Annotated in this window: 26 protein-coding genes, 1 pseudogene and 1 riboswitch; of the genes and pseudogenes, 8 read left to right on the forward strand and 19 right to left on the reverse strand. The window is 71.2% G+C overall.

The genetic code is table 11. From position 1 onward, the window contains the following. Positions 1-10: 10 nt before the first annotated feature. Entirely contained in the window at positions 11-1,066 is a 1,056-nt protein-coding gene (locus M5362_RS28490; RefSeq protein ID WP_260230674.1) for a hypothetical protein, read from the reverse strand. 323 nt (positions 1,067-1,389) lie between these two features. Beyond that, positions 1,390-1,863, reverse strand: a complete 474-nt coding sequence (locus M5362_RS28495; RefSeq protein ID WP_260230675.1) for a diadenosine tetraphosphate hydrolase — start codon at positions 1,861-1,863, stop codon at positions 1,390-1,392. On the opposite strand from M5362_RS28495, the pseudogene M5362_RS28500 reads away from it, so the two are divergent. Together M5362_RS28500 and M5362_RS28505 are read left to right on the forward strand one after the other, a co-directional pair. Then, positions 1,861-2,447: pseudogene (locus M5362_RS28500) on the forward strand (NAD-binding protein); the annotation flags it as partial. The gene M5362_RS28495 and the pseudogene M5362_RS28500 overlap by 3 nt on opposite strands. Beyond that, positions 2,447-3,229: an enoyl-CoA hydratase gene (locus M5362_RS28505; protein ID WP_260230676.1), complete on the forward strand. Its 783-nt coding sequence runs from the start codon at positions 2,447-2,449 to the stop codon at positions 3,227-3,229. The pseudogene M5362_RS28500 and the gene M5362_RS28505, both read left to right, overlap by 1 nt. A gap of 123 nt (positions 3,230-3,352) precedes the next feature. Here M5362_RS28505 and metE read toward each other — a convergent pair whose 3' ends face one another. After that, positions 3,353-5,677: a 5-methyltetrahydropteroyltriglutamate--homocysteine S-methyltransferase gene (gene metE, locus M5362_RS28510; protein WP_260230677.1), complete on the reverse strand. Its 2,325-nt coding sequence runs from the start codon at positions 5,675-5,677 to the stop codon at positions 3,353-3,355. A 183-nt stretch (positions 5,678-5,860) separates the two neighbouring features. After that, positions 5,861-6,016: riboswitch (cobalamin riboswitch) on the reverse strand. Positions 6,017-6,279: 263 nt separating this feature from the next. On the opposite strand from metE, the gene M5362_RS28515 reads away from it, so the two are divergent. Together M5362_RS28515 and M5362_RS28520 are read left to right on the forward strand one after the other, a co-directional pair. After that, positions 6,280-7,236, forward strand: coding sequence for a TIGR03557 family F420-dependent LLM class oxidoreductase (locus tag M5362_RS28515; RefSeq protein WP_260230678.1), 957 nt, complete (start codon positions 6,280-6,282; stop codon positions 7,234-7,236). Between the two features lie 117 nt (positions 7,237-7,353). Continuing rightward, positions 7,354-9,165, forward strand: a complete 1,812-nt coding sequence (locus tag M5362_RS28520) for a thiamine pyrophosphate-requiring protein (RefSeq protein WP_374214543.1) — start codon at positions 7,354-7,356, stop codon at positions 9,163-9,165. A gap of 149 nt (positions 9,166-9,314) precedes the next feature. On the opposite strand, the gene M5362_RS28525 is transcribed toward M5362_RS28520, so the two are convergent. The 9 genes from M5362_RS28525 to M5362_RS28565 all read right to left on the reverse strand — a co-directional run bounded on the left by M5362_RS28525 (position 9,315) and on the right by M5362_RS28565 (position 13,691). Then, a complete protein-coding gene (locus tag M5362_RS28525) occupies positions 9,315-9,557 on the reverse strand; it encodes a DUF6480 family protein (protein WP_260230680.1) in 243 nt (80 codons plus the stop codon). A gap of 60 nt (positions 9,558-9,617) precedes the next feature. Further along, positions 9,618-9,977, reverse strand: coding sequence for a gas vesicle protein K (locus M5362_RS28530; protein WP_260230770.1), 360 nt, complete (start codon positions 9,975-9,977; stop codon positions 9,618-9,620). A gap of 200 nt (positions 9,978-10,177) precedes the next feature. After that, on the reverse strand, positions 10,178-10,393 hold the full coding sequence (locus tag M5362_RS28535; protein ID WP_260230681.1) for a gas vesicle protein: 216 nt from the start codon (positions 10,391-10,393) through the stop codon (positions 10,178-10,180). Beyond that, positions 10,390-11,274: a GvpL/GvpF family gas vesicle protein gene (locus tag M5362_RS28540; protein WP_260230682.1), complete on the reverse strand. Its 885-nt coding sequence runs from the start codon at positions 11,272-11,274 to the stop codon at positions 10,390-10,392. The genes M5362_RS28535 and M5362_RS28540 overlap by 4 nt, the downstream gene beginning before the upstream one ends. After that, complete coding sequence (locus M5362_RS28545) at positions 11,271-11,780, reverse strand: gas vesicle protein (RefSeq protein WP_374214539.1); 510 nt, start codon at positions 11,778-11,780, stop codon at positions 11,271-11,273. Before M5362_RS28545 ends, M5362_RS28540 begins: the two co-directional genes overlap by 4 nt. A 21-nt stretch (positions 11,781-11,801) precedes the next feature. Beyond that, positions 11,802-12,050, reverse strand: a complete 249-nt coding sequence (locus tag M5362_RS28550) for a gas vesicle protein GvpG (protein WP_260230683.1) — start codon at positions 12,048-12,050, stop codon at positions 11,802-11,804. Positions 12,051-12,104: 54 nt separating this feature from the next. Continuing rightward, positions 12,105-12,821, reverse strand: coding sequence for a GvpL/GvpF family gas vesicle protein (locus M5362_RS28555; RefSeq protein ID WP_260230684.1), 717 nt, complete (start codon positions 12,819-12,821; stop codon positions 12,105-12,107). 3 nt (positions 12,822-12,824) lie between these two features. Next, on the reverse strand, positions 12,825-13,292 hold the full coding sequence (locus M5362_RS28560) for a gas vesicle structural protein GvpA (RefSeq protein WP_260230685.1): 468 nt from the start codon (positions 13,290-13,292) through the stop codon (positions 12,825-12,827). A gap of 27 nt (positions 13,293-13,319) precedes the next feature. Further along, positions 13,320-13,691, reverse strand: coding sequence for a gas vesicle protein (locus tag M5362_RS28565; RefSeq protein WP_260230686.1), 372 nt, complete (start codon positions 13,689-13,691; stop codon positions 13,320-13,322). Positions 13,692-13,890: 199 nt separating this feature from the next. Here M5362_RS28565 and M5362_RS28570 point away from each other — a divergent pair, with 199 nt between their 5' ends. Beyond that, entirely contained in the window at positions 13,891-14,958 is a 1,068-nt protein-coding gene (locus M5362_RS28570) for a histone protein (protein WP_260230687.1), read from the forward strand. Between the two features lie 3 nt (positions 14,959-14,961). Further along, complete coding sequence (locus tag M5362_RS28575; RefSeq protein WP_260230688.1) at positions 14,962-16,041, forward strand: SRPBCC family protein; 1,080 nt, start codon at positions 14,962-14,964, stop codon at positions 16,039-16,041. A gap of 61 nt (positions 16,042-16,102) precedes the next feature. Here the strand turns inward: M5362_RS28575 and M5362_RS28580 are convergent, their stop codons facing one another. The 3 genes from M5362_RS28580 to M5362_RS28590 all read right to left on the reverse strand — a co-directional run bounded on the left by M5362_RS28580 (position 16,103) and on the right by M5362_RS28590 (position 17,155). Further along, the gene (locus M5362_RS28580) at positions 16,103-16,276 is read right to left on the reverse strand and encodes a CsbD family protein (protein ID WP_260230689.1); all 174 of its coding nucleotides are present in this window, start codon (positions 16,274-16,276) and stop codon (positions 16,103-16,105) included. A gap of 155 nt (positions 16,277-16,431) precedes the next feature. Next, entirely contained in the window at positions 16,432-16,605 is a 174-nt protein-coding gene (locus M5362_RS28585; protein WP_260230690.1) for a hypothetical protein, read from the reverse strand. Between the two features lie 79 nt (positions 16,606-16,684). Further along, positions 16,685-17,155 carry a DUF5709 domain-containing protein gene (locus M5362_RS28590; RefSeq protein WP_260230691.1) on the reverse strand — a complete coding sequence of 157 codons (471 nt, stop codon included), beginning with the start codon at positions 17,153-17,155 and terminating at the stop codon, positions 16,685-16,687. Positions 17,156-17,491: 336 nt separating this feature from the next. Here M5362_RS28590 and M5362_RS28595 point away from each other — a divergent pair, with 336 nt between their 5' ends. Continuing rightward, on the forward strand, positions 17,492-17,911 hold the full coding sequence (locus M5362_RS28595) for a molybdopterin-binding protein (protein ID WP_260230692.1): 420 nt from the start codon (positions 17,492-17,494) through the stop codon (positions 17,909-17,911). 123 nt (positions 17,912-18,034) lie between these two features. Here M5362_RS28595 and M5362_RS28600 read toward each other — a convergent pair whose 3' ends face one another. Next, on the reverse strand, positions 18,035-18,853 hold the full coding sequence (locus M5362_RS28600) for a hypothetical protein (protein WP_260230693.1): 819 nt from the start codon (positions 18,851-18,853) through the stop codon (positions 18,035-18,037). A gap of 491 nt (positions 18,854-19,344) precedes the next feature. Between M5362_RS28600 and M5362_RS28605 the strand changes: the two genes are divergently transcribed. Continuing rightward, complete coding sequence (locus M5362_RS28605; protein ID WP_260230694.1) at positions 19,345-21,048, forward strand: Ig-like domain-containing protein; 1,704 nt, start codon at positions 19,345-19,347, stop codon at positions 21,046-21,048. A 96-nt stretch (positions 21,049-21,144) separates the two neighbouring features. Here M5362_RS28605 and meaB read toward each other — a convergent pair whose 3' ends face one another. Genes meaB through M5362_RS28620 form a run of 3 tightly spaced genes read right to left on the reverse strand, consistent with a single transcriptional unit; the run spans position 21,145 to position 26,116 of the window. Continuing rightward, positions 21,145-22,137, reverse strand: coding sequence for a methylmalonyl Co-A mutase-associated GTPase MeaB (gene meaB, locus M5362_RS28610; protein WP_260230695.1), 993 nt, complete (start codon positions 22,135-22,137; stop codon positions 21,145-21,147). Next, positions 22,134-24,308 (reverse strand): methylmalonyl-CoA mutase, encoded by a 2,175-nt coding sequence (scpA, locus tag M5362_RS28615; RefSeq protein WP_260230696.1) that lies wholly within the window; start codon positions 24,306-24,308, stop codon positions 22,134-22,136. Before scpA ends, meaB begins: the two co-directional genes overlap by 4 nt. Further along, a complete protein-coding gene (locus M5362_RS28620) occupies positions 24,308-26,116 on the reverse strand; it encodes a methylmalonyl-CoA mutase subunit beta (protein ID WP_260230697.1) in 1,809 nt (602 codons plus the stop codon). The genes scpA and M5362_RS28620 overlap by 1 nt, the downstream gene beginning before the upstream one ends. Between the last annotated feature and the right edge of the window lie 131 nt (positions 26,117-26,247).

Below are 26,247 nucleotides of genomic sequence, written 5' to 3' on the forward strand. Positions count from 1 at the left end.
ACGACAGGGCCTAGCGGGCGGACCCGGAGGCCGTCCGCTGCACCGGCACGGAACCGCTCACGGGCGCGTAGCGGGGCGCCCCGGTGTACCAGGCGTGGAGGCCGGACAGGAAACCCCGGGCTCCGCGGAGCCACGCCTCCAGCTCGATCCGTCGGTCCTGGTCCAGCCCGGCCCGCTGGACGAGCGGGGGGAGTTCGCTCTGGATCAGGTGCTCGAAGTGGCGCAGGCGGGCGGTCACCAGATCCGCGGCGGCGTGCATCGCCTCCTGGACGGTGATGTCCAGGGAGGTCTCGAGGACGACGACGAGGTTGTTGACGTCGTACTCGTCGTGGACTTCCCGCTGGTAGGAGGCGATGTCGTTCGCCAGTCCCATGTAGTCCATGAAGGCGTCGAGCAGGGCGCAGACGGTCCTGCTGTGGCGGATCTGCTCGGGGATCCGTGCGCCGGTGGAGAGTTCGACGGAGTACGGGGCGGTGTACGCGGCGAAGCTCTCGCGGCGGAACTGGGCGTACTCGATGAGGTCCGGGACGCGGCCGGTGCGGCTGTTGACCAGTTCCTGGACGCCCGCGTCGATGTACCGCGCGAGCGCACGGTTGAGCCCCTGCCGCCAGTGCGCGAGCCTCGGCGGGAAGAGGTGCTGCTGGAGGTCGGCCATTCCCCTCTCGACGGGGTTGGCCGGCTCCGGCAGCCGGGCGCCGGGCTCCAGCGGCAGGAAGGCATGGAGGCGGGCGGTGAAGGCCTGCGCGCCCGCGAGGTCGCCCGTGCGTTTGAAGGCGGAGGCGAAGTAGTCGTCCCAGGCGAGAGCCCAGAGGTTGAACCGGTGGTTGAGCCGGAGGCCGGCGAGCGAGGCGTCGGGGAGGGTCCACGCGGTCAGCTGGTCGACGGCCATGGCGTGGAACTGCGACCGGGTCCAGATCGGCCGGGCCGCCGGTCCTCCGTCGACGGCCAGCATGCCCATCGCGCGCGCCCACGTCTCGGCCTCCTCGCGCAGGGCCGGCAGGTACGGATTCAGCCGCACCGGGAACGGCATCCGCAGTATGGGAAGTTCGATGTCCTGCACGGTCATGGGATCCCTACCTCCCTGTCGGCGCACAAGCGAGGACGTGAACGCGCTGCACATTCGAGAATGGCCGGGGTGGCCGGCTCGGTGCCGGAGTATGACGGTCCGCTATTCCCCTCGCGACGGACATCGAGCAGTTTCCGCCATATGGCGCACCAGACCTTCCCACGGCGTCCGAGCGGCAACCCCGTGCGGTTGTCTTCGGCCACGATCAGAGCAGGATTGTGCAGAAGGAAACGATCCCTCTGGTCGGGTTTGGCTCAAATTCGATCCCAAAGCAGGCCATGATCGGCCAAATCCCGCCTGGGGGCGCGCGCGGGGCATCGCCCTCATTCCATGAGCCGGTCCAGCTCACCACCGACCGCCGCCCGCACCACGTCATGGCGCGGGCCGAGCGCGTACTGCTCCTCACTCCACATCTCCCGTGGGTACAGCCACACCGGCAGGCCCACGAGGCCGGCGGGCTCCCACTCGAACCGGGGCCAGACGTGCGCGTGCAGAAAACCGTCGGTGTTTCCGAGAATCTCCAGGTTGACGCGGCGGAAGGCGGGGTCCAGACGTCGGCAGGCTCGCTCGACGGCCTCGCCCAGGCGGTCCATGTCGGACAGGAAGCTCAGACGTCTGCCCCTCGGCAGCTCGGAGAGTCGCTGCACCGCGGGATCGTCCGTCAGGAGCACGGAGTATCCGGGGAGGAACTGGACGTCCCCGATGACCGCGAATCCGGCGTCGAGTCTCCTGAGCACCGAAGGGTTCTCTCCTCGGAGCGCGCTCCCGATGCGGTCCGCCCGCCAGTCGTCCGTCATGCCGGCCGACCTTACCCGGCCATGATCACGGCGGACCGCCCGGAATCCGGAGCAGGCCAGTTCCTTGCTGTGGCCGGCCGCTCGGCGCTGGCCCGATTCTTTTCACGCGCCCGCGCCGGGGGTGGGGCCATGGGCAGGAAGGCCGTGCACTGCGGAGGCGCCGGCGCCGGACAGGCCGCCAAGATCTGCAACAACATGATCCTCGGCATCTCGATGATCGCCGTCAGCGAGGCGTTCGTCCTCGGCGAGAGCCTCGGCCTGTCCCACCAGGCGCTGTACGACGTGGCCTCCACCGCCTCCGGCCAGTGCTGGGCGCTCACCACCAACTGCCCCGTCCCCGGACCCGTACCGGCGAGCCCGGCCAACCGGGAGTACCGCCCCGGTTTCGCGGCCCCGCTCATGGCCGAGGACCTGGGCCTCGCCGCCGACGCCCTGCGCGCGGGCGGCATCGACGCAGGGCTCGGACTGCGCGCGGCGGAGATGTTCGCCGCCTTCGCCGAAGGGGCCGGAGCCGCGCAAGCTTCTCCGGCATCGTCCACGTCCTGCGCGGCACGGCCGCCGGAGCACCGAAGGGAACGACCTGATGACCGAGACCGACTACGAGACGATCCTCGTCGAACGCAAGGGCCGCACCGCCCTCCTCACCCTCAACCGGCCGAAGGCGCTCAACGCCCTCAACCTCCAGGTCATGAACGAGGTCGTGAGCGCCGCCGAGGCCCTCGACCGCGCCCCGGACATCGGCTGCATCGTCCTCACCGGCTCCCCGAAGGCCTTCGCGGCCGGCGCGGACATCAAGGAGATGCAGCCGCAGGGGTACATGGACATGTACCTCACCGACTGGTTCACCGCCTGGGACCGGCTCGGCGACCTGCGCACCCCCACGGTCGCCGCCGTCTCCGGCTACGCCCTGGGCGGCGGCTGCGAACTCGCGATGCTCTGCGACATCCTGCTGGCCGCCGACACCGCCGTCTTCGGACAGCCCGAGATCAAGCTGGGTGTCATCCCGGGCATCGGCGGATCCCAGCGGCTCACCCGGGCCGTCGGCAAGGCGAAGGCCATGGAACTCTGTCTGACCGGACGGACCATGGACGCCGTCGAGGCCGAACGGGCCGGCCTGGTCTCCCGTGTCGTCCCGGCCGACGACCTGCTGTCCGAGGCCCTCGCGGTCGCGGAGAGCGTCGCCGGGATGTCGAAGCCGGTCGCGATGATGGCCAAGGAGGCCGTGAACCGCGCTTTCGAAACCACCCTGGCGGAGGGCGTGCGCTTCGAACGCCGCCTGTTCCACGCCGTGTTCGCCACGGCGGACCAGAAGGAGGGCATGTCCGCCTTCGTGGACAAGCGGGCCCCGGACTTCACCCACCGCTGACCCCCCGCCCCCGCCCCGGCCCGTCCCTTCGCCCCTCACAGGCGAAGAGACCGGCCAGGGCCCCCGTCCGGGCAACCGGACCCGGCCCTACGGGATCAGGATGCCCCCCGGCTCCCCACGGGATCAGGACGTCTCGGACCCCAGCCCGGCGCGGACCTCGCGGGCGGCCGCGACGAGGTTCTCCAGCGACGCGCGGGTCTCGGGCCAGCCACGGGTCTTCAGACCGCAGTCGGGGTTGACCCAGAGACGCTCGGCGGGGATCGCCTCAAGTCCCTTGCGCAGCAGGGAAGCCGCCTCCTCGGTGCTGGGGACGCGCGGGGAGTGGATGTCCCAGACGCCGGGCCCGGCCTCGCGGGGATATCCGTGCGCCGCCAGTTCACCGGCGACCTGCATGTGGGAGCGGGCGGCCTCCAGGCTGATGACGTCGGCGTCGAGGTCGTCGATGGCCTGGACGATGTCGCCGAACTCCGCGTAGCACATGTGCGTGTGGATCTGGGTGTCCGGCCGCACGCCGCTCGTGGTGAGCCGGAACGACTCGGTCGCCCAGGCCAGGTAGGCGGCGTGGTCGGCGGCGCGCAGCGGCAGGGCCTCGCGAAGCGCCGGCTCGTCGACCTGGATCACCGACGTGCCCGCCGCCTCCAGGTCGTTCACCTCGTCGCGCAGGGCGAGCGCCACCTGCCGTGCGGTCTCGCCCAGCGGCTGGTCGTCCCGTACGAAGGACCAGGCCAGCATGGTGACCGGACCGGTCAGCATGCCCTTGACCGGCTTGGAGGTCTGCGACTGGGCGTACGTCGTCCAGCGCACCGTCATCGCCTGGGGGCGGGAGATGTCCCCGGCCAGCACCGGGGGCCGGACGTAGCGGGTGCCGTAGGACTGCACCCAGCCGTGCTGGGTGGCGAGGTAGCCGGTCAGCTGCTCGGCGAAGTACTGCACCATGTCGTTGCGCTCGGGCTCGCCGTGGACCAGGACGTCGATCCCGGCCTTCTCCTGGAAGGAGAGGACCTCGCGGATCTCGTCCTTGATCCGCTCCTCGTACCCGGCGGCGTCGATCCGGCCGGCCCGCAGATCGGCCCGCGCGGTCCGCAGTTCGCCGGTCTGCGGGAACGAACCGATGGTCGTCGTCGGCAGCAGCGGAAGGCCCAGGTGCGCGCGCTGGGCAGCGGACCGCTCCGCGTACGGCTGGGAGCGACGGCCGTCCGCGTCGGTGATGGCGGCGGTGCGGGCGCGCACGGCGGGATCGCTGGTCAGGGCGGAGCCGGCGCGGGAGGCCAGGTCGGCCCGGTTCGCGGCGAGTTCGGCCGCGATGGCGCCCGTGCCCCGGGCGAGCCCGCGCGCCAGTACGGCGATCTCCGCCGTCTTCTGCCGGGCGAAGGCGAGCCAGCGGGCGATCTGCGGATCGATGTCGCGCTCGGCCGTCGCGTCGAGCGGCACGTGTAGCAGGGAGCAGGAGGCGGCCACGTCCACCCGGTCGGCGAGGCCCAGGAGCGTGCCGAGGGTGGCCAGTGACTTCTTGTAGTCGTTGATCCAGATGTTGCGGCCGTTGACGACGCCCGCCACCAGGCGCTTGCCGGGCAGACCGCCGACGGCGGCGAGGTCTTCGAGGTTGGCGACGCCCGACTCGGTGAAGTCGAGGGCCAGTCCTTCGACCGGAGCCTTGGCCAGGACGCCCAGCGCGTCACCGAGCCGGCCGAAGTAGGAGGCGACCAGCAGCTTCGGCCGGTCCGTGGCGCCACCCAGGTCGCGGTAGGCCCGCGCCGCGGCGTTCAGCTCGGCCGGGGTGCGGTCCTGGACCAGGGCGGGCTCGTCGAGCTGCACCCACTCGGCACCGGCCTCCCGGAGCCCGGCGAGCACCTGGGCGTACACCGGCAGCAGCCGGTCGAGGAGCGTCAGCGGCTCGAAGTCGGCGGCCACGCCGGGAGCGGGCTTGGCGAGCAGCAGGTAGGTGACGGGGCCGACGAGGACCGGGCGGGCGGCGTGACCCAGCGCCAGGGCCTCCTTCAACTCGGCGACCTGCTTGGCCGAGTCGGCCGTGAAGACGGTGTCAGGACCCAACTCCGGCACCAGGTAGTGGTAGTTCGTGTCGAACCACTTGGTCATCTCCAGCGGCGCGACGTCCTGGGTGCCCCTGGCCATCGCGAAGTAGCCGTCCAGCGCGTCGGCCGCCACCGCCGCACGGTGCCGCTCGGGGACGGCGCCGACCATTACACTGGTGTCCAGGACGTGGTCGTAGTACGAGAAGTCACCGGACGGCACCTCGTGGATGCCGGCGTCGGCGAGCTGCCGCCAGTTCGAACGGCGAAGGCCGGCCGCGGTCTCCCGGAGGGCGTCGGCGGTGACGCGGCCCTTCCAGTAGCCCTCGACGGCCTTCTTCAGTTCGCGGTTCTGCCCCTGGCGGGGGTAGCCGTGCACGGTCGCTCGTGCGGCCGCGGCTGTGGGCTTCGGTGTCACGGAACTCTCCTTCGCGAGATGTGTCCTGAACGCCCCGGAGACGGGACGTGGACGCGAAGGAACGGACGACCGGGCGGACCACGTCACGGACATGCCGCACGCGCCGCTCGATATGTACGCCGACCCGCCCACGAGGTCGCCGGGATCACCGCGCGCGGAATCGTCCGCGTGCGGGCAACGGGCAGGTCTTCGGACTCGCGGGCACGCCCACCGGATCGAACCGGCGGACACCTACTGGCCGTCGCTTCCCAGACCCGTACCGGGTCCAGTGCGTATGACGGCGGTCGTTCCCGCTCACCGCTGCGGGGCAGTCCCGGATTCCCACCGGGTTCCCTCTTACGACGCATCCCGCCTGGCGGACGGGGCGAACCAGCTGCAGGGCCCACCTTAGGCGGACGGACGGTGACCGCACACCCTTGCCCGTATTCCGGACCGTGCCGCACGCCCTCGCCGCGCGCCGGCTGCCGGGAAGGAGCGGTCAGCCGGGGGCGACCGTTTTCCGCGTTCCTCAGCGGGCAGGCGCGCCAGCACGGGCACGTCGGCGCGGACCGTCCGGACGAGGGCGGCATGGCCGGGCCTGTACACCGAGAGAGGAGCGGACCGTGACGCAGTTCGGCTACTTCCTCGCCTGCGAGGAATTCACCCCCGACGAATTGCTGGACCAGGCGAAAAGGGCGGCGGACGCGGGCTTCACGCGGCTCGCGATCTCCGACCACTTCCACCCGTGGAACGACGCCCAGGGCAACAGTCCCTTCGTGTGGTCGGTGATCGGAGCCCTGTCACAGACCGTCGAGCTGCCGGTCACCACCCTCGTCACCTGTCCCACCGTCCGTCTGCACCCCGCCGTCACCGCACAGGCCGCGGCCACCTCCAGCGTGCTGCTCGACGGGAACTTCACACTCGGGGTGGGCACCGGCGAAGCGCTCAACGAACACGTGCTGGGCGACCGCTGGCCCCGCCACGCGGAACGGGCGGACATGCTGGAGGAGGCCGTCGAGGTCATGCGCCGGCTGTTCACCGGCGACGTCGTCAGCCACCAGGGCCGCCACTACACCGTCGACAACGCCCGCCTCTACACCGTCCCCCGCGTCCCGCCCCCCGTCTACGTCTCCGCGTTCGGACCGAACGCCGCCGAGCTGGCCGGACGCATCGGGGACGGCTTCGTCCTCATGGGACCCGAGCGGGAGCTGATCGACGTCTTCCGCCGGTCCGGCGGGGCGGGCAAGCCGGTCGTCGGCGGTCTCAAGGTGTGCTGGGACAGCGACCGCGAACGGGCCGTCGACACCGTCCACCGGCTCTGGCCCAGCGAGCTGCTCCCCGGTGAACTCGGCCAGATCCTGCCGACCCCCACGCACTTCGAGCAGGCAGCCCAGCTCGTCACCCGCGACCAGGTCGCGGAGAGCGTCCCGTGCGGGAACGACCCGGACGACCACGTCGGAGCGATCCGCGCCTACGTGGACGCGGGCTTCGACGAGGTCTACGTCGGACAGATCGGCCCCGCCCGGCAGGACTTCTTCGACAACTACCGCAAGGCCGTCCTGCCGGCCCTCGCCGCGTGACGCGAGCCCCGTCGGCCCGGGCCCCGCGCGCCGCCCTCCGTCGCTCTCCGGCGCTCTCCGGGACCGGGCCGCAGACCTGAGCCATCCGGACAGAACCGAAAGGAACCTTCCGTGTCGATCAAGGTGTCCGACTTCATCCTCCAGAGGCTGCGCGAGTGGGACGTCGACCACGTCTTCGCCTACCCCGGCGACGGCATCAACGGCCTGCTCGCCGCCTGGGGCCGCGCCGACGACAAGCCCCGGTTCGTCCAGTCGCGGCACGAGGAGATGTCCGCACTCGAAGCCGTCGGGTACGCCAAGTTCTCGGGCAAGGTCGGGGTCTGCGCGGCGACCTCGGGCCCGGGAGCGATCCACCTCCTCAACGGGCTCTACGACGCCAAACTCGACCATGTTCCGGTGGTGGCCATCGTGGGCCAGACCAACCGCAGCGCCATGGGAGGCTCCTACCAGCAGGAGGTCGACCTGCTGAGTCTGTACAAGGACGTCGCGTCGCAGTTCTGCGAGATGGTGACCGTCCCGGAGCAGCTGCCGAACGTCATCGACCGGGCCATCCGCACGGCGTACGCGATGCGGACCGTCACCGCGGTCATCGTCCCCGCCGACGTCCAGGAACTCGACTACTCTCCGCCGACGCACGCCTTCAAGATGGTCCCCTCCAGCCTCGGCGCGGCGGCGTACGCCCCGATTCCGGCCGAGCAGGAGATCGCGCGCGCGGCCGAGGTGCTGGAGGCGGGCGAGAAGCCCGCCATCCTCATCGGGCAGGGCGCCCGGGGCGCGCGGGCCGAGATCGAGGAGGTCGCGAACGTACTGGGGGCGGGCGTCGCCAAGGCGCTGCTCGGCAAGGACGCGCTCCCGGACGACCTGCCCTTCGTGACCGGTTCGATCGGGCTCCTCGGCACCCGGCCCTCCTACGAGATGATGCGGGACTGCGACACGCTTCTCGTGGTGGGATCCAGCTTCCCGTACACGCAGTTCCTGCCCGAACTCGACCAGGCCCGTGCCGTGCAGATCGACATCGACCCCTTCATGATCGGGCTGCGCTACCCGTTCGAGGTGAACCTGGTCGGAGACGCGAGGACGACCCTCCAGGCCCTCCTGCCCCGGCTGAAGCGGAGGAAGCACGGGGCATGGCGCAAGAAGATCGAGAAGGACACCGCGCGCTGGTGGGACGTCATGGAGCGCAGGGCCGCCGTGGACGCCGAACCCATCAACCCCGAGTACGTGGTCCACACCCTCGACGCCCTGCTGCCGGACAACGCGATCCTGGCTGCCGACTCCGGCTCCTCGGCCAACTGGTACGCCCGCCACCTGCGGATACGTGAATCGATGCGCGGCTCGCTGTCCGGAACCCTCGCCACCATGGGCTCCGCGGTGCCCTACGCGATCGGGGCCAAGTTCGCCCATCCCGACCGGCCCGCCATCGCGATCGTGGGGGACGGCGCGATGCAGATGAACGGGATGGCGGAACTCGTCACGGCGGCCAAGTACCGGCCCCTGTGGCAGGACCAGAGGCTGATCGTGGCGGTGCTGAACAACCAGGACCTCAACCAGGTGACCTGGGAGATGCGTGCGCTCACCGGAGCGCCCCAGTTCCTGCCCTCACAGGAGCTCCCCGACGTGCCGTACGCGGACTTCGCCCGCTCGGTCGGCCTGGGCGGGCTCCGAGTGGAGAAGCCGGAGGAGGTGGAATCGGCCTGGCAGGAGGCCCTGGGGGCCGACCGGCCCTTCGTCATCGACTTCCGTACGGATCCGGCGGTTCCGCCGATCCCTCCGCACGCGAGCCTGGAGCAGATGGAGGCGGCGGCCACGGCGGTCCTCAAGGGCGACAGCGATCGCGCCGGCATGATCAGGCAGGGGCTTAAGGCCAAGGTCCAGGAGATGCTGCCCGGCCGACGACACCGCGACGACTCGCCTGGTGCCTCGCACTGAAAACCGCGCATTGAAGGCGCGGCACACTGAATACCGCGCACGGAAGACCGACCGCGCCCTGAAGATCGCGCACTGACAACCGGGCGCCGCTCGCGGAAAGCCGGGCGGCCGCCCTGGTGCGCCCGGCGGGGCCTTCCGGTCCCGCCGGGTCAGAGCGCGAGCACGATGGCGTAGACGAGGAAGAACAGGGCGACGAGCACGGCCAGCGCCACGATCAGCGCGAGCGGGCCACGGGCCCAGCCGGGCTTGGGCTGCCGATGGGGCCCGGCTGCCGTGCCGGTGCCCGACTCGGCGGGTGGCGTCTCGCCCGGCGGCACGCCGCCGCCCGGTTCGAGTCCTGGCGTCGTACGGGGGTCCGGGTCCGGGTTGCTTTCCCCTTGCTTTTCGGTCATATCGGGCGATTCCCCGTCCTGGGCCGGACCATGCCCGACGACGGCCACGTGTTCGCGGCCTCAGTCCCCCCGCGGCAGCAGGGGGCCGAGCGGGCCGAGGTCGAGGTTGAGGTCCTCGAGCGTGTAGCCGTGCTCCGCGCAGAGGTCGGCCAGGGCGTCGTGGAGAGCCATCAGCGTGGCGCCCAGCTCCTCCTCCTGGTCGTCGCTGAGGTCGCCGGCGTCGACACGGCGCAGCGCCTGCCGCTCGATGAGCTGGCGCAGGAGCTCGACCAGAGTGAGGACCAGTTTCAGAAGGTCCTCCTCCACCGACTCGCGGTCGGCACGGATCCGGCGGGCGGGGCGCGGAGGTTCGCCGGCTCGCGCGGGCGGCGCCTGCACGAGGCGGAAGGCGTCGCTCAGGGTGGCGCCGACGTTGCGCAGGGGCGCCGGAGCGTTCGGCCGGGGTGGCGAGGGACTGCCCGGCCGGGGCGGCGCCGGAGCGTCCGGGCGGGGTGGCGTCGGAGTCTTCGGCCGGGGTGGGACCGGAGCGTCCGGGTGGCGTGACGGGGGCGCGTTCGGTCGTGCGGCTGGGCGCGAGGACCGGGAGGTCTCCCGGTCGTTCCGCGCCTCGCTCTCGTCCGTCACACCTGCCCCCGCCCCGTCGTCGTGAACGGGTCCGACTCGGAGTCGACGGACACGATCAGCGCCCGCAGCGAGATGCGGACGAGGTCGATGTCGGCGATCGACAGGACGATGTCGCCGGAGAGCACCACGCCCCCGCTGAGCAGCCTGTCGAGCAGGTCGACGAGGGCGACCTGGCGGCCGGGCAGGGACTCGGCGGGCCGGGAGACGGTCATGGCGCTCGCCCGGCCTCACCGGAAGGCTGCGGGGCGGGCGCCGACGGCGGCGGTGGTGGCATCGCGAAGGAGTACGGGGCCCACGGCCCGGTCACCTCGATGCGCACGCCCTCGGTGTCCTCGACGGCCCCGGTGAGCGCCGCCCGGAACGCGTCGGTCTGGTCGGCGGGGACGAGGTAGGCGTCGTTGAGGACGTTCTCCTCGGGGCCGCCCGCCAGCTCACCTCGCTGGGCGGGGTGGCGCACCCGGTGCCGGGTGAAGCGGGCGGCCACGTCCTCGACCCGCTCGGCGACGCGCTCGGCCCGCTGGTAGCGGGTCTCCCGCTCGCTGTGCTGGGCCCGGCGGCTCTTGAGATACGCCTTCCCGGGGCTGAGCGGCGCGGCGTCGGCGGAGTCGGCGGGCGCCTCGCCGCCCGTCGAGGGCGGGGCGGGACTGACGTACAACTTGACGCCCAGCTCGCTCCGGCCGCGCAGCAGGGAGAGCCGCTCGACGAAGGCGCTCCGCTGGGCGGCGAGGGCCTGGCGGGCGCGGTCGTCGTTCTGGTACACGGTCGCCATGCGCAGCGGAAGGACGGTGTCGTGGCCGGCGACCGTCTGGACGACCTCGTGATGGGCGCGGGCGACGCCTTCCAGCCATTCCAGGTCCTCGAAACGCCGCTTCAGGGTCGGTTCGTCGAACTCCTGCCGTGAGACCCGGCCGGCGACGAACGCGACGGCGTCGGGACTGCCCGGATCCGCGGCGGCGTAGGGGCTCTCCTCGTTCTCGCCGAGCAGGAACACGGGGGCGCCGGAGATGCCGCGGACACCGGCGAGGGAGTCGCGCAGCGCCCGCGTGTCCGGAGCCACGGCGTAGACGTACGTGAGGCCGGCGTGGTCGTTCATGGCTCACGCTTTCGCGGCGCCCGGCGGCGGGGCCCCGGCTTCTGTGCGGACTCCGCGCCCGCGTCCTCCTCCGCGTCCGCCTCCTCAAGAGCCTCGGTCTCCGCGTCCGTCCCCGTGTCCTCGGCCCAGAATTCGGCGGACTCGGGCGGCGCGCGACCGGCGTCGAGCGGCTCGCGTCGCAGCGCCTCCAACTCCGCGCGGAGGCGCCGGTTCTCCTCGGCCAACGGACCGCCCGTGTGCTTCGAGGAGAGCGACGGGTCGTGCTCCCACCAGTCGATGCCCATCTCCTTCGCCTTGTCCACCGAAGCGACCAGGATCCGCAGTTTGATCGTCAGCAGTTCGATGTCCAGCAGGTTGATGCGGATGTCCCCGGCGATCACGATCCCCTTGTCGAGGACGCGTTCGAGGATGTCCGCGAGATTCGCGGACGAACTCGGCGGCCCGTACGGCACGGGAGCCGCGCGGGAGGGAACGGACCCGAACCGGTCGGGCAGGGGTTCAGACACGACACCGTCCTCGATTCCCCGTCATGGCATCCGCTGCCGATAGGCGGTGATCTCCGTCAGCCGGTCGATCAGCTCGTCCTCCCGCTCGTCGAAGGCCTCCTGATCGATTTCACCCCGCACAAGGCGGCCCTCGAGCTCGGCGAGCTCCCGCCAGATGGGAGCGGGGTCGTAGTACTCCTCCTCCGCCTTCTCCGTCACGCGCTCGGCGACCCAGACGACGCCACGCACCGGGGCGAGCGGGAGGGTGAGCAGCTGGCTCAGCAGTCCCATCCGTTGCTCTCCTTTCAGCTTGGGTCTCGCGTCACCTGCGGCATCGCGGAGCCGTCACTGGACGAAGCTGTACGGCGGCAGAGGGCCGGTGAGCCGGCACTCGACACCACCGTCCATCTCGCGGGCGAGGTTCGCCTGAGCCGTCAGGAAGTCCTCCCTGCGGTCGTCGGGGACCAGCAGCGAGAGGTTGAGGAAGTCGTTCCCGGACGCCGGGCGGACGTTGTGCTCACGGGCGAACGGGAGGAGCGCTTCGACCAGTCCGGCCGCCAGGGCCTCCTGCCGCTGCTGCACCTGCGCCGCGACCAGCTGGCCCAGTGCCACCGGCAGCTGGGGGTCCTGGTCACCGGACCGGATCCGCTCGTTGAGCTCTCGGGCTTCGGGCGTGTCCAGCAGGATGTCCCTCAGGAGCTCTTCCTCCTCCTGGGAGGCCCTCAGGTGGTACTCGGCACATCCGTCGAGCCGTTCGAGCGTCGCGAGGTAGATGTCCGCGTCCTTGCGGAGCACCGCCTGCACCGTCGCGTCGTCGGCGGCGGTGTATCCGAACTGCAGGGGCAGCACGGCGCCGTCCCGCATGAGCCGCTCCTGCACCTCCTGGTGCGCCAGCAGGTCGCGGCGCTTGGGCCGGATCTCCTCGGAGATGTCGCTGACCACGGCGGACAGCGGTCCGGAGGCGAGGGCGCGCACGGGGAAGGGCTCGGCCCCGACGCCGGTCACTCCCTTCAGGTCGAGCGGGTGGCTCTGGGCGGTGATCGCGTATACGTAGAGGGCCATCGGTCACTCCTTCTCCCGACGCGTCGGCCGTCGGGCCGGTCGCTTCCGGCGGGGCGCGGGCTCCTCCTCCGCTTCCTCCTCCTGCTCATCGGGCTCCTCGTCGTCACGGGACTTGCCCGTCAGGGAATCGGTCACCGCGTCGACCGCCCCGCTGAGCGCGCCCTTGGACTTGCCGTGGGCCCCGCCCTCCACCATGTTTCCGACCACCTCGGGGAGCTGGGCCGGAGCCTTGCGGCCCGCTTCGAGATCGAGTCGGTTGCATGCTTCGGCGAAGCGCAGATATGTGTCCACGCTGGCCACGACGATCCGGGCGTCGATCTTGATGATCTCGATCCCGACCAGTGAGACGCGTACGAACACGTCGATCACCAGACCGCGGTCCAGAATGAGCTCGAGGACGTCGTAGAGACTGCCTGTGGAGCCCCCGCCGCCCCTGGCGACGGCACCGCCGCTCTGCGGCACCATGGTCATGGCGCCTCCCTTCACGGCCAACCGGTCTCAGATCGGCCGATCGATCATTCCGCGTGTGTAGCGACGCGTTCGCTCGAAGGAGATCAACGCGCCTTCCTCGTCCAGCGCGACCTTGTAACTGGCCAACACGCTGGTCGTGTCGGGGATGCGTTCGAGTTCCAGCACCTCCACCTGCGCTTCCCACCCCGAGTCGGTGGGCCTGAGCGAGGAGACGGATTCCGGCGGTCTGCCGAGCAGCTTCGCGAGTTGGCCGGCAGCCGAACTCATCGCGCTGGCCGCATCGACGGATTTCGCCCGCTTCGGCGCGGATCGCCGCCGTGCCGCAGGCCGCTCCTGCCGTTCGTCGTCGGCGCCGCGTGAGGAGGCGCGTCGTGAGCGAGCCGGATCTGCAGCAGCCATAGGTCACTTCCAGAGAACGTATCGCCAGTAAAGGCTAGACTTTCATGGTATAGGGGTAAATGTCATGTCCGGGAGCGCAGGCTCCCTACCGCCCGAGCGGGCGGCCTTTGCGGGCGACGGTGCGGATGCGCGGCCCGGGTCGGGGAGTCCCGTGCGTGGGGACAGTGAGGCCGCAGGCGCCCGGTGAAAGGGACAGGTCATGGAGGACACGACCAAGATCGCCCTGGCGACTGCGGTGGCCGGGGGCTATGTACTGGGACGAACGAAGAAGGCTCGCCTCGCCTTCACGGTGGCGACCTATCTGGCGGGGCGTCGCTTCGGACTCGATCCGAAGCAGCTCATGACACAGGGGCTGACCAAGCTCAAGGACATGCCGCAGTTCGCGGATCTGGGCGAACAGCTGCGGGGTGAGGCCTTGGACGCCGGCCGCCAGGCGCTCAGTGCAGCGGCCAACCGCAAGCTCGCCGACATCGCCGACTCGCTCCACGAGCGCACGTTGGCGATCAGTAGCGGTGACGACGGCGAAGGGCGCTACGACGACGAGGAAGAGGGGGAGGGAGAGGGGGAGGAAGAGGAGGAGTACGAGGACGAGGACGACGAGTTGGCGGGCCGTGAGGAAGGGCCCGAGGAGGAAGAAGAAGAGGAGGAGGACGAGGGGGAGTGGGAGGAGGAGCCCGAGGAGGAGCAAGAGCCCGAGGAGGAAGAGGAGCCCGAGGAGGAAGAAGAACCCGAGGAGGAGGAAGAGGAGCCGGAGGAGGAAGAGCCAGAGGAGGAAGAGGAGCCCGAGGAGGAGCCTGAGCCCGAGAAGCCACGGTCACGCCGATCTCCGCGTTCGTCGTCCCGGTCGGGTAGGGCGTCCCAGGGAGGCGGTACGGCCAAGTCGGCTGCTCCCGCGAGGAAGACGGCGGCGAAGAAGGCGGCACCGAAGAAGGCCACGCAGGGGAGTCGGTCGGCCGGGAGCAAGGCGCCCGCCAAGAAGGCCGCTCCCGCCAAGAAGAGCACTCCCGCGAAGAAGGCCACTTCCGCCAAGAAGACGGCTCCGGCGAAGAAGACCGCTTCTGCCAAGAAGACCGCTCCCGCGAAGAAGGCCTCCACATCCGGGCCGGCGAAGAAGACGGCAGCGCGCAAGACGACGGCGAAGAAGACGGCTGCCAAGAAGTCGCCCGCCAAGAAGACCGCGGCGAAGAAGACCGCGGCGAGCAAGAGCCCGGCACGCAAGTCGGCAGCGAAGAAGACGGCATCGCGCAAGCCGTCGACGCGGAGGTAGGTCATGGCATCGGAAGACCGCAGCCACGAGAAGGAGTCCGGCTCTGGGATGGACCGACTGCTCGGCGAACTGAGCGACTTCCTCTCGGCCCAGGCCGGCCAACTGGCCGACAAGGCCACGGACAAACTCGGCGACGTCACCGACCAGCTGACCGATGTGGCGGAGAACGGCGGCAAGCTCACGGACATCGGGGGGCGCATGCTCAAGGGGGACTCGCCGGTCAAAGCCATGCTGGGTCAGAAGGTCGGCGAGGTGAAGGACAAAGTCACCGATGCCGCGTCGAACCTGTTCGGCGGGGGCAAGGGCAAGCGCAAGAGCGGCAGCCAGAAGATGACCAGCATCGTCGAGACGGTCGATGTGGGCGCTCCGCTCCGCCGGGTGTACGACCACTGGACCCAGTACGAGGACTTCAGCGGGTTCACCAAGGGCGTTCGGCACGTGTCGCAGGCCGACGAGACCACCAGTGACTGGAAGGTCAAGGTGGGTCCGTCGACCCGCAGTTGGAAGGCGACCGTCCAGGAGCAGGTCCCCGACGATCACATCATCTGGACCTCCGAGGGGGCCAAGGGCTCGACGCGAGGCTGCGTCAGCTTCCACGAGGTGACCCCGTCCCTCACCCGGATCCTCATCACCGTCGAGTACTACCCCTCGGGGCTCTTCGAGAAGACGGGCAACCTCTGGCGCGCCCAGGGCCGACGTCTTCGGCTCGACGTGAAGCACTTCCGCCGCTTCGTCACCCTCACCGACGACGAGCCCGAAGGCTGGCGCGGGGAGATCCGCGACGGCGAAGTGGTCCGCACGCACGAAGAAGCCGTGGAAGAGGAGGAAGCGGAAGGAGAGGAAGGCGAACCCGACGAGGAGGAAGGCGACGACGAGGAAGGCCAGGAGCCTGAGGAGGAGTACGAGGACGAGGACGACGGCTACGACGAGGAGGAAGGCGAGCCGGAGGAGGAAGGCGAGCCGGAGGAGGAGTACGACGAGGACGAGGAGGGGTACGCGGACGAGGAAGCGGCAGACGACGACGCGGACGAGGAGGGTGAAGAGGCCGAGTACGAGACGTCCGGCCGTCGGGGCCGACGCTGATGCGCATGGCAGAGGAGCGGCCTCGTGAAGGCCGCTCCTCTGCCATGGGCACCGAGTCCGTTCAGTGCTTCAGCGTGTCCTTGGCTTTCTGGGCCGTCTGCTTCGCGTCACCTTCCATCTGCTCGGCCCGGCCCTTCATCTCCAGGCTCTCGTTGCCGACCGCCTTGCCCGTGGTCTCCTTGACCTTGCCCTTGGCGGTCTTAGCGACGTTCTTGGCCTTCTTGCCTCCGGCCATGTCATTCACCCTTCCGACTCGCTCGTGACACGCCCGCCGGGTGGCGGGTGTCCCTGTGCTCCGTACCCCCGAGCCCTGCTCGGCATGCCCTATTTGCATATATTTATACCGATAGGCGGCACGACTGGGCCCGCGGAGAGCGCGGCCCCGGGGGATCAGCGCTTGAAGGCGTCCTTGCCCTTCTCCTTGGCCTCCCGGGCCTTGCCGCGTGACTCCAGCGCGGAGCCCTTCGCGGCGGTCTTCCTGTCGCCCGTTGCCTGGGCGCCCTTCTTCACGGCCTTGCCGGCCAGCTGCTCGGCCTTGGCCTTGGCCTTCTCCTTGGCGCTCATGTCGGTCCTTTCCTCGCTTCTTCTCACGCGCCTACCCCCGTCCCGGATGCGGAACCCGGGGTGCCGCGCACACGGCCGGTCATGCGCCGTCGATGCCGGTCTCTTCGTGGACCGCGGCCTCCTCCGCCGACGACACCCCGTCGTCCGGGCCGACGTCCTCGGCCACCACCGTCGTCGTACTGCCTCCGGAGGGCGCCATGAGGCGCCCGGCGAGGGACGCGCCCGATTCCGTGTCCACGGGCTCACCCTCGCCGTCCTCCAGGTCGCCGATCCCGTCGCCTCCGGCGACGACGACATCCGGGCGCTCCTGGGAGAGACGTTCGTCGAGGGACTCCCCTTCGCGCTGCTCCCGCAGCGTCGTACCGTGCCGGGTCACGCCCCGGAGGTGATCGGGTGGGGAGTAGCCGGGCTCGCCCATGTCTTCCGTGACCGGTGTGCCGAGCGTGTTGTCCGGGTCGAGCTCACCGTTCGCACGGTCGGCCGTGTCCGCGTCCGTGGGATCCGGCTGGTAGACGTCGTCTCCGCGGGCGGCGGGCTGGTTCTCGGACATGGTCCGATCTCCTCTCGGTGGTGCGGCGCGGGCCACCTGCCGCGCCGTGGACCGACGACCGTACCGACGGGTGGCACCCCTGCTGCGACTACCCACCCCGAGGTCCGGCAGTCCCGCCTCGTACGCCGACCCGGGCGACCGGGGCGGGGGCGCGCACCCGGAAGATCACCCGGGGTGAGCGGCCCGTAGTTCCGCAGGAGCAGGCACCTTGCGTCCTTTCGGTTGGTGAATGCGACGCGCGTCGCCGGACGCCTTTTCCCTTCCGGTAGCGTCGCGAGTGAAGCAGGTCACACACGTGATTCCTGTTCCGTTTCCGTGCTGGTGAGGCGTGTTTCCATGACCCTGTCCATCCGTAACCAGTTCCCCGGCACCGTCACGGCCGTCACCACCGGTGAGGCCATGGCGTCGGTGAAGGTGCGCCTGGCCGGTGGCCAGGACATCACCGCCGCGATCACCGCCGACGCCGTCAGGGACCTGGGCCTGGCCGAGGGGGCGGCGGTCAAGGCGCTGGTGAAGTCCACCGAGGTCGCGCTCGCGACCGCCGGGGTCTCCGGCATCTCCATCCGCAACCAGATCACGGGCACCGTCACCGAGGTGTCGACGGGCGGCGCCATGAGTTCGGTGAAGGTCTCCGTCGAAGGCGGCGAGCTGACTGCCGCGATCACCAAGGACGCCGTCGAGGACCTCGGCCTGAACGCCGGTACCTCGGTCGTCGCGCTGATCAAGTCCACCGAGATCTCCCTCGCCGGCGCCTGACCGGTTCCGTGGCCGGCCGATGCCCCGCAAGCGCGTCGCGTGCGGGGCATCGCTGTGCCCGGTGACTCCGGTATCTCTCATATGTCAGGGAAGCCTGCGCGAAGGCTTGGCATATGGCAGGTCTCACTCCTCAAACACCTCGTAGGTGCGGATAACGATGACTGCTACGGTACGCAGCTGTCGCCCACCGCACTGGGCTGCATCCCTGCGGAGATCCCAGGAGATGGATCCCATGCCTTCTGCATTCCTCTGCCGCCCACGACTCATGGTCAGAGCCGGCGCCCTCGCGGCAGGAGCGGCCCTCGCCGTGACCGTCCCGTTCGCCGCGTACGCCAATTCCGTCGGTGTCACCGTCCGCACTCCGGGGGCCACCGCCGGCCCCGCGTCCACGTTCGCCGAGATCACCACCGACGCAGGATGCTCCAGCGGTCTGATCTCCGGCGGCGGTGTCAGCCAGACGATCGGCACCGGCACCTCCTCCAACGGCAACAAGATCAACGGCACCGTGCCCAGCCCCGACGGCACCACCGAGTACCTCGGCTCCACCGGCGTCGTCGGTACCGATGTCACCCACTGGCTCGGCATCGGTGGCAGCGGAGGAGCGGTCAACGCCTCCTTCTCCAGCACCCCGTACGCCATGTGCTTCAGCAGCGGTCTCGTCGACCACACCCAGGTGGTGATGAACAAGCTCGCCGGGCCCACCGGCAGCGGTACGGTCGGCCTCGTCACCGCCACCTGCCCCGCGAACACCCGACTGCTCGGCGGCGGCGCCCGCATCACCCCCGCGAGCGTCGGCAGCCTCAAGCCCATCGCGTCGTTCCCCACGTTCAACGACTCCGCGCACGCCGTCGGGCAGAAGGCCGCCGCCAACGGCGAGACCGACCCCGATTCCTGGTCCGCCGTCGGCTGGAACGGCGGGGGCGGCAACAGCAACAACACCACCTACGCCTACGCCGTCTGCAGCGGCGGCGGCATCGACGTCGGCGGGGTCACGGTCACCGTCCGGCACGCATCGGTGAGCGGCCCCACCGCCGCCACCAGCGGACAGACCGCGACCGCCGGCTGCGGCGAGAACGACGGCACCGCTGGTCAGCGGCGGCGCGGCGATCAGCGGCGGCAGCCTCACGACCACCGCCTTCACCGGCCCCGGCTCGGTCGGCGACCACCTCAACGGCAGCTACCCCAGCACCTCGGGCGGCAGCCCCGTCGGCGACGGTACGACCACGGCCGCGCACTGGACCGCCGACGCCCACACCGGAGGCGGCAGCTCCCCGAACACCTACACCGACACATGGGCACTCTGAGCCGACGACGGCATCTGACCCCGTACGCGCCACCGAACCCGTACGCGCCACCGAACCCGCAGGCGCCTCCGGTCGCGTACGGCATTCCGTACGGCCCCATTCCCCCCGACTCGGCAGAAGAACTGACACATGAACACATCCCGCCCCGCGCGGACCGCCGTGCTGGCCCTCGCCGGCGCAGCCGTGCTCGCCGCCGGCACCCTCCACCCACTCACCACGACGCCCACCGCGACGGCCGCCGAGGCTCCCGCCGCCGCACCCGTCTGCGGCGCGGCAGGCGCTCCCGCCACCGGTTCCGGAGCCGGATGCGCCTGGACCGCGCCCGGCACCGACACGTTCACCGTCCCGGCCGGCGTCAGCTCCGTGACCGTGGACCTGTACGGCGCCGAAGGCGGCAGCGCCGCCGGTTACGTCACCCCCAACCCGGTCGCCACCGGTGCCTCCGGCGGCCTCGGCGGCCACACCCGGGCCACCCTTGCCGTGACCCCCGGCCAGCTCCTCCGGCTCACCGTGGGCGCCGCCGGCATACCCGGCAGCTCCCGACGGGGGGAGTACGCCCGGCCCGGAGGGTACGGCCACGGCTCGGGCGGCGGCGGTGCGCACGGAGGAGGGGGCTCCGGCGGCGGGGCCTCCGACCTCCGGACCGGAGCGTTCGGCCCGGCCGAGCGGATCCTGGTCGCCGGCGGGGGCGGCGGCGCCGGAAACGGCGGTCCCCAGCTGCACGGCGGCGACGGCGGCGGTCCGTCGGGCGAGCGCGGCGGCCAGGCAGCCGGACCGGAGGGATCCGGAATCGCCGGCGGCGGTGCGACCCAGACCGCTCACGGCACCGGAAGCCCCAACTCCCTTCTGGGCGGCCCCGGTGCCCCCGGCGGTGACACCGACCCCAACACCGGCCTCCCCAATCCGGGCAGCGGCGGCGCCGGCGGCAACGGTGGACGCGGCGGCAACGGCGGCGGAGGCGGGGGAGGCGGCTGGTTCGGAGGCGGCGGCGGTTCCGGGGGCGGCAACCCCGACAACCTGCCGGGCGCCGGAGGAGGCGGCGGCAGCGGACACGCGGGCCCCACCGCCACCGGAGCGAGCCTGACCCCCGGGGTCAACCGGGGCAACGGCCGGGCCGCCCTCACCTGGCGGTACGACCCCGTCCTCGCCCTCGCCGCGGACACCACCACCCCGCTGTACGGGCACTCCACGACCGTCACCGCCGCTGTCACGTCCCCTTCCGGCTCCACCCCGGCCGGTGACGTCGTCTTCCTCGACGGCGACACACTCCTCGCAACCGTCCCCCTGGCCGACGGGAGGGCAGTGCTGCGCACGGCAGCCCTGCGACCCGGCGGCCACGCGATCAGCGCCCGATACGAGGGCGACCCGCTGCACAGCGCGAGCAGCGGTCCTGAACCGGTCGCCGTCACCGTCGGGTTCAGCCGTCCGTGCCTCACCGGCCGCCACGTGGGGCCGCTGACGGTGCGTGCGGGCGAGTCACTCTGTCTCGCGGCGGGGGCCCGGCAGACCGGCCCCGTGCGGATCGACCCCGGTGGCGCACTGGCGGCGTCGGACGCCGTCGTCACCGGACCGTTCTCCGCCGACGGCGGGCTCGCCCTGTCGCTGTGCGCCGTGCGTGTCATCGGCCCGCTCACCGTGCGCGGGACCACCGGCCCGGTCGTCCTGTGCGACGGCGCGTCGGTCACCGGTCCGGTCACCCTGGCGTCCAACACGGGCGGCTCCACGGTCAGCGGCACCACCGTCACCGGCCCCTTGCGGTGCGAGGGCAACACCCCTGCCCCCGACGTGACGGCCACCACCGTGCACGGCCCCCGCTTCGGCCAGTGCCGCTGACGAAGACGGGCCGGGCGCGGTGAACGCCGACGCGGGCCGGGGACGTACTCCCCGGCCCGCGTCGGCCCCTCTGCTACGCCACGTACCTCACGTACCTCACGGGCCCGTTCCGCCCGGCTGCTCGAAGGCCCCGAGAAGGCGTTCCGCCGCCACCGTGGCCGTCAACTCACCGTCCCTGACCTGCTGTTCGAGAGAGGGAGTCAGGGCGCGTACCGCGGGGTGCGCGTGCAGGCGGCCCAGCAGCTCCTCCCGGACCATGGTCCAGGTCCAGTCGACCTGCTGGTCGCGGCGGCGCGCCGCCAGGCGGCCGGTCGAGTCGAGCAGCTTGCGGTGCTGTTCGAGGCGGTCCCAGACGGTGTCGAGACCGGTCGACTCACGGGCGCTGCAGTGCAGGACGGGCGGGGTCCAGGCGGCGTCCGCGCCGTGCATGAGCCGCAGCGCGCCCGACAGCTCCCGGGCCGCCGCGCGCGCGTCGCGCTCGTGCGGTCCGTCCGCCTTGTTGACGGCGACGACGTCCGCCAGCTCCAGGACACCCTTCTTGATGCCCTGCAGCTGGTCCCCCGTCCGCGCGAGCGTGAGCAGCAGGAAGGAGTCGACCATGTTGGCCACGGCGGTCTCGGACTGGCCCACCCCGACGGTCTCGACGAGGACCGCGTCGTACCCCGCGGCCTCCATCACGATGATCGACTCACGTGTCGCCTTCGCGACCCCGCCGAGCGTCCCGGCCGTCGGCGACGGCCGTACGAAGGCCGCCGGGTCCACCGCGAGACGCTCCATCCGCGTCTTGTCGCCCAGGATCGAGCCGCCCGTCCGGCTCGACGACGGGTCGACGGCGAGCACCGCGACCCGGTGGCCGAGGCCGGTCAGCATGGTCCCGAACGCGTCGATGAACGTCGACTTCCCGACCCCCGGCACGCCGCTGATCCCGATGCGCCGTGCCCTCCCGCTGTGCGGCAGCAGCTCGGTCAGCAACTGCTGCGCGAGCGACCGGTGCTGGGGGCGGGTGGACTCGACGAGCGTGATGGCACGGGCCACGATCGCCCGCTTCCCGTCGAGTACACCCTTCACATACGCGTCGAGGTCGATCACAGCTGGTGCCCGAGACCGTCCGCGAGCCGCTTCACCAGGTCGTACGCCGCGTCCGGGATCACCGTCCCGGGCGGGAAGACGGCCGCGGCGCCCATCTCCAGGAGGGTCGGCACGTCCTGCGGCGGGATGACACCGCCGACGACGATCATGATGTCCTCGCGGCCCTCCGCCGCGAGTTCCTCCCTCAGCGCCGGTACGAGGGTGAGATGCCCGGCCGCCAGCGACGACACCCCCACGATGTGCACGTCCGCCTCGACGGCCTGGCGCGCGACCTCGGCGGGCGTCTGGAACAGCGGGCCGACGTCCACGTCGAAGCCGAGGTCGGCGAAGGCGGTGGCGATCACCTTCTGGCCGCGGTCGTGGCCGTCCTGGCCCATCTTGGCGACCAGGATGCGGGGACGACGGCCCTCGGCCTCGGCGAAGGCGTCCACGAGGGTGCGGGTGCGCTCTACGGACGGGGACTCGCCGGCTTCGTTGCGGTACACGCCGGAGATCGTACGGATCTGGCTCGCGTGCCGCCCGTACACCTTCTCCAGGGCGTCCGAGATCTCACCGACCGTCGCCTTGGCGCGGGCCGCGCGCACCGCGAGCTCCAGCAGGTTGCCTTCGCCGCCCGCCGCTCGGGTGAGCGCGTCGAGCGCGTCCCGGCACGCCGTCTCGTCCCGCTCCTCGCGCAGCCGCCGCAGCTTCGCGATCTGCTGGGCGCGCACGGAGGAGTTGTCGACCTTGAGCACGTCGATCTGCTCGTCGGTCTCCACCCGGTACTTGTTGACACCGATCACCGGCTGGCGCCCCGAGTCGATGCGGGCCTGTGTGCGTGCCGAGGCCTCCTCGATGCGCAGCTTGGGGATGCCCGCGTCGATGGCCTGCGCCATACCGCCGGCCGCCTCGACCTCCTGGATGTGCCCCCAGGCACGGCGCGCCAGGTCGTACGTCAGCTTCTCCACGTAGGCGCTGCCGCCCCAGGGGTCGATCACCCGCGTGGTGCCCGACTCCTGCTGGATGAGCAGCTGCGTGTTGCGGGCGATCCGCGCCGAGAAGTCGGTGGGCAGGGCGAGCGCCTCGTCCAGGGCGTTCGTGTGCAGCGACTGGGTGTGGCCCTGGGTGGCCGCCATCGCCTCCACGCACGTACGCGTCACGTTGTTGAAGACGTCCTGAGCGGTGAGCGACCAGCCCGAGGTCTGCGAATGGGTGCGCAGGGAAAGGGACTTGGCGTTCTGCGGGTCGAACTGCTTGACCAGCTTGGCCCACAGCAGCCGGGCCGCGCGCATCTTGGCGATCTCCATGAAGAAGTTCATGCCGATCGCCCAGAAGAAGGACAGCCGGGGCGCGAACGCGTCCACGTCGAGGCCGGCCTCGCGCCCGGCCCGGATGTACTCCACACCGTCGGCGAGCGTGTAGGCCAGCTCCAGGTCGGCCGTGGCACCGGCTTCCTGGATGTGATAGCCCGAGATGGAGATCGAGTTGTAGCGCGGCATCCGCTGCGAGGTGAAGGCGAAGATGTCGGAGATGATCCGCATCGACGGCTTCGGCGGATAGATGTACGTGTTGCGGACCATGAACTCCTTGAGGATGTCGTTCTGGATGGTCCCGGCCAACTTCTCGGGGGGTACGCCCTGTTCCTCGGCGGCCACGATGTACAGCGCGAGCACCGGCAGCACGGCGCCGTTCATCGTCATCGACACGGTCATCTTGTCCAGCGGGATGCCGTCGAAGAGCTGCCGCATGTCGTAGATCGAGTCGATCGCCACGCCCGCCATGCCGACGTCGCCGGTCACGCGCGGGTGGTCGCTGTCGTAGCCGCGGTGGGTCGGCAGGTCGAAGGCGACCGAGAGACCCTTCTGACCGGCCGCCAGGTTGCGCCGGTAGAACGCGTTGGACTCCTCGGCGGTGGAGAAGCCCGCGTACTGACGGATCGTCCAGGGCTGGTTGACGTACATCGTCGGGTACGGGCCGCGCAGGTACGGCGCCATGCCCGGGTAGGTCTCCAGGAAGTCCAGGCCCTCCAGGTCCTGCCCGGTGTACAGCGGCTTGACCGCGATGCCCTCCGGGGTCTCCCAGAGCAGGTCGTCACCGCCGGCCGCCTTCTTGACGGCCGTACGCCATTCGTCGGCGCTGCCGTCGGCGGGCGGGGAGCCCAGCTCGATCCCGGAGAAGTCGGGGACGGACATCAGGACACTCCCATCCGGTCAAGGGTGGCGGTGAGCACGGCGACCGCGTCACAGCCGGCGAAGACATAGGTGTCGACACCCGCGTACTGCCCGGGCCGCCCGGCGAGGAACACCTGCGCGGCGCCCGCGGACCTGAGCTCCTCGGCCCGGGCCTCGGCCTGCTCCTCGTAGAGCGCGTCGCTGGAGCAGAGGCAGGCCTCGCCCGCCCCGCTCTCCTCGAAGGTGCCCTCGGTGACGGACTCGATGCCGCCCGCCTGGAAGAGGTTGGCGGCGAACGTGGCCCGCGCGGTGTGCGCGGCTGCCGGGCCGAGGGTGGCCAGGAAGATCCGGGGCCGGGCGCCGGTCGCGGCGAGATGGGCGTCGGAGCGGGCCCGCAGCGTCTCGAACGCGTCGTCGCGGCGTACGCGCGGCAGACCCCCGGCCGGCCGCTCGGGCACCGGCTCGCGCACGACGGGCTTCTCGGTGAGGTTCGGGAACTCGCTGACGCCCGTGATGGGTTCGCGTCGCTTGGCCAGCTTCGCGCTGCGCGCCTCCCACGTGTTGGCCAGGTCCTGACCGAGCCGGCCCGAGCGCAGGGCCTCCGCCTGGCCGCCGGTCCGCTCGATCGTCTGGAAGAACTCCCAGCCCGCCTGGGCCAGTTCGTCCGTCAGGCGCTCCACGTACCAGGATCCGCCCGCAGGGTCGATCACCCGGGACAGGTGCGACTCCTCGATGAGGATCGTCGAGGTGTTGCGGGCGATGCGGCGCGCGAACGCGTCCGGCAGACCGAGCGCGTGGTCGAACGGCAGCACGGTGACAGAGTCGGCGCCACCCACACCGGCGGCCAGCGTGGCGACGGTCGCGCGCAGCATGTTCACCCAGGGGTCACGACGGGTCATCATCACCGGCGAGGTCACCGCGTGCTGCGTCTGCGCGCCCGCACCGGCCGCCCCGCACACCTCGGCCACCCGGGCCCACAGCCTGCGCGCGGCCCGCAGCTTGGCGATCGTGAGGAACTGGTCGGCCGTGGCCGCGTACCGGAACTCGATCTGCCCGCAGGCCTGTTCGACGGTGAGCCCCGCCTCGGTGAGCTGCCGCAGATACGCGACGCCCGTCGCCAGCGAGGCGCCCAGCTCCTGCGCGGCCGAACCACCGGCCTCGTGGTACGGCAGCGCGTCGACGGTCAGCGCCCGCAGGCCCGGGTACTCCTCGGCACACCGCCGCGCGAGCCCGGCCACGGGCGCGAAGTCGAACGAGCGGCCCGTACGGGCCTCGAAGCCGAGCGGATCGGCTCCCAGGCTGCCGCGCGCCGCCTCCTTCGCGACGCCGCGCTCCCCGTACAGCCGCAGCAACTCCCGCGCCGCGCCCTCGACCTCGTGTCCCGCGTCGAGGACGACGGGCGCGAGGTCGAGGTACACGCCGTCGAGGACCTGACCGAGTGACGACACGGGGATGCCACCCTCGCCGACGACCAGCCAGAGCGAGGTGACACCGTTCTCCAGGTCCGACAGCACCGCCCCGGCCTCGGCGGTCGTGTGGCGCTGCCGTACGTCCCAGCCGCCGAGGGTGTTCCCCTCGGGGCGTCCGGCCCGCACGAAGGGGGCGAAGCCGGGAAGGCCGGGATCGGAGACGGAGTCGCCGGCCGCGTACAGGGGACGGACGCGCAGTCCGTCCTCCAGCGTCGTGGTGAGGGCGTCCTCGGCGGCCGTGCCCTCGACATCCTTGCCCGACTTGCTCAGCACGCCTGACACAAGGCGCTGCCACTGCTCACGGGTCGCGTCGGGGAATTCGGCGGCGAGGGTAAGCCCGTCGTCGGGAAGGACTGTCATGCTCGGATGTTAGGTCAGACGAACAAAGGAGCAGCAGCCCACACGGCTGTGACCTTGCCCTCCTTGCAGCCGGGGCCGAATCCGTTCTACGGAACGACACGCCGTTCGCCGAGCGCGCGGAGCACGGCCGG

Origin of the sequence: Streptomyces sp. Je 1-79, from assembly GCF_025195125.1 — a bacterium.
Lineage (GTDB): Bacteria > Actinomycetota > Actinomycetes > Streptomycetales > Streptomycetaceae > Streptomyces.

Bases quoted from the DNA above. Each gene is read 5' to 3' on its own strand.
- M5362_RS28490 (WP_260230674.1), bottom strand. From the start codon at position 1,066: ATGACCGTGCAGGACATCGAACTTCCCATACTGCGGATGCCGTTCCCG.
- M5362_RS28550 (WP_260230683.1), bottom strand. From the start codon at position 12,050: ATGGGACTGCTGAGCCAGCTGCTCACCCTCCCGCTCGCCCCGGTGCGT.
- M5362_RS28590 (WP_260230691.1), bottom strand. From the start codon at position 17,155: ATGTCCGAGAACCAGCCCGCCGCCCGCGGAGACGACGTCTACCAGCCG.
- M5362_RS28620 (WP_260230697.1), bottom strand. From the start codon at position 26,116: ATGACAGTCCTTCCCGACGACGGGCTTACCCTCGCCGCCGAATTCCCC.
- M5362_RS28595 (WP_260230692.1), top strand. From the start codon at position 17,492: ATGACCCTGTCCATCCGTAACCAGTTCCCCGGCACCGTCACGGCCGTC.
- M5362_RS28565 (WP_260230686.1), bottom strand. From the start codon at position 13,691: ATGGCTGCTGCAGATCCGGCTCGCTCACGACGCGCCTCCTCACGCGGC.
- M5362_RS28540 (WP_260230682.1), bottom strand. From the start codon at position 11,274: ATGAACGACCACGCCGGCCTCACGTACGTCTACGCCGTGGCTCCGGAC.
- M5362_RS28580 (WP_260230689.1), bottom strand. From the start codon at position 16,276: ATGGCCGGAGGCAAGAAGGCCAAGAACGTCGCTAAGACCGCCAAGGGC.
- M5362_RS28570 (WP_260230687.1), top strand. From the start codon at position 13,891: ATGGAGGACACGACCAAGATCGCCCTGGCGACTGCGGTGGCCGGGGGC.
- M5362_RS28575 (WP_260230688.1), top strand. From the start codon at position 14,962: ATGGCATCGGAAGACCGCAGCCACGAGAAGGAGTCCGGCTCTGGGATG.
- scpA (WP_260230696.1), bottom strand. From the start codon at position 24,308: ATGTCCGTCCCCGACTTCTCCGGGATCGAGCTGGGCTCCCCGCCCGCC.
- M5362_RS28560 (WP_260230685.1), bottom strand. From the start codon at position 13,292: ATGACCATGGTGCCGCAGAGCGGCGGTGCCGTCGCCAGGGGCGGCGGG.
- M5362_RS28535 (WP_260230681.1), bottom strand. From the start codon at position 10,393: ATGACCGTCTCCCGGCCCGCCGAGTCCCTGCCCGGCCGCCAGGTCGCC.
- M5362_RS28495 (WP_260230675.1), bottom strand. From the start codon at position 1,863: ATGACGGACGACTGGCGGGCGGACCGCATCGGGAGCGCGCTCCGAGGA.
- M5362_RS28505 (WP_260230676.1), top strand. From the start codon at position 2,447: ATGACCGAGACCGACTACGAGACGATCCTCGTCGAACGCAAGGGCCGC.
- M5362_RS28605 (WP_260230694.1), top strand. From the start codon at position 19,345: ATGAACACATCCCGCCCCGCGCGGACCGCCGTGCTGGCCCTCGCCGGC.
- M5362_RS28555 (WP_260230684.1), bottom strand. From the start codon at position 12,821: ATGGCCCTCTACGTATACGCGATCACCGCCCAGAGCCACCCGCTCGAC.
- M5362_RS28585 (WP_260230690.1), bottom strand. From the start codon at position 16,605: ATGAGCGCCAAGGAGAAGGCCAAGGCCAAGGCCGAGCAGCTGGCCGGC.
- M5362_RS28525 (WP_260230680.1), bottom strand. From the start codon at position 9,557: ATGACCGAAAAGCAAGGGGAAAGCAACCCGGACCCGGACCCCCGTACG.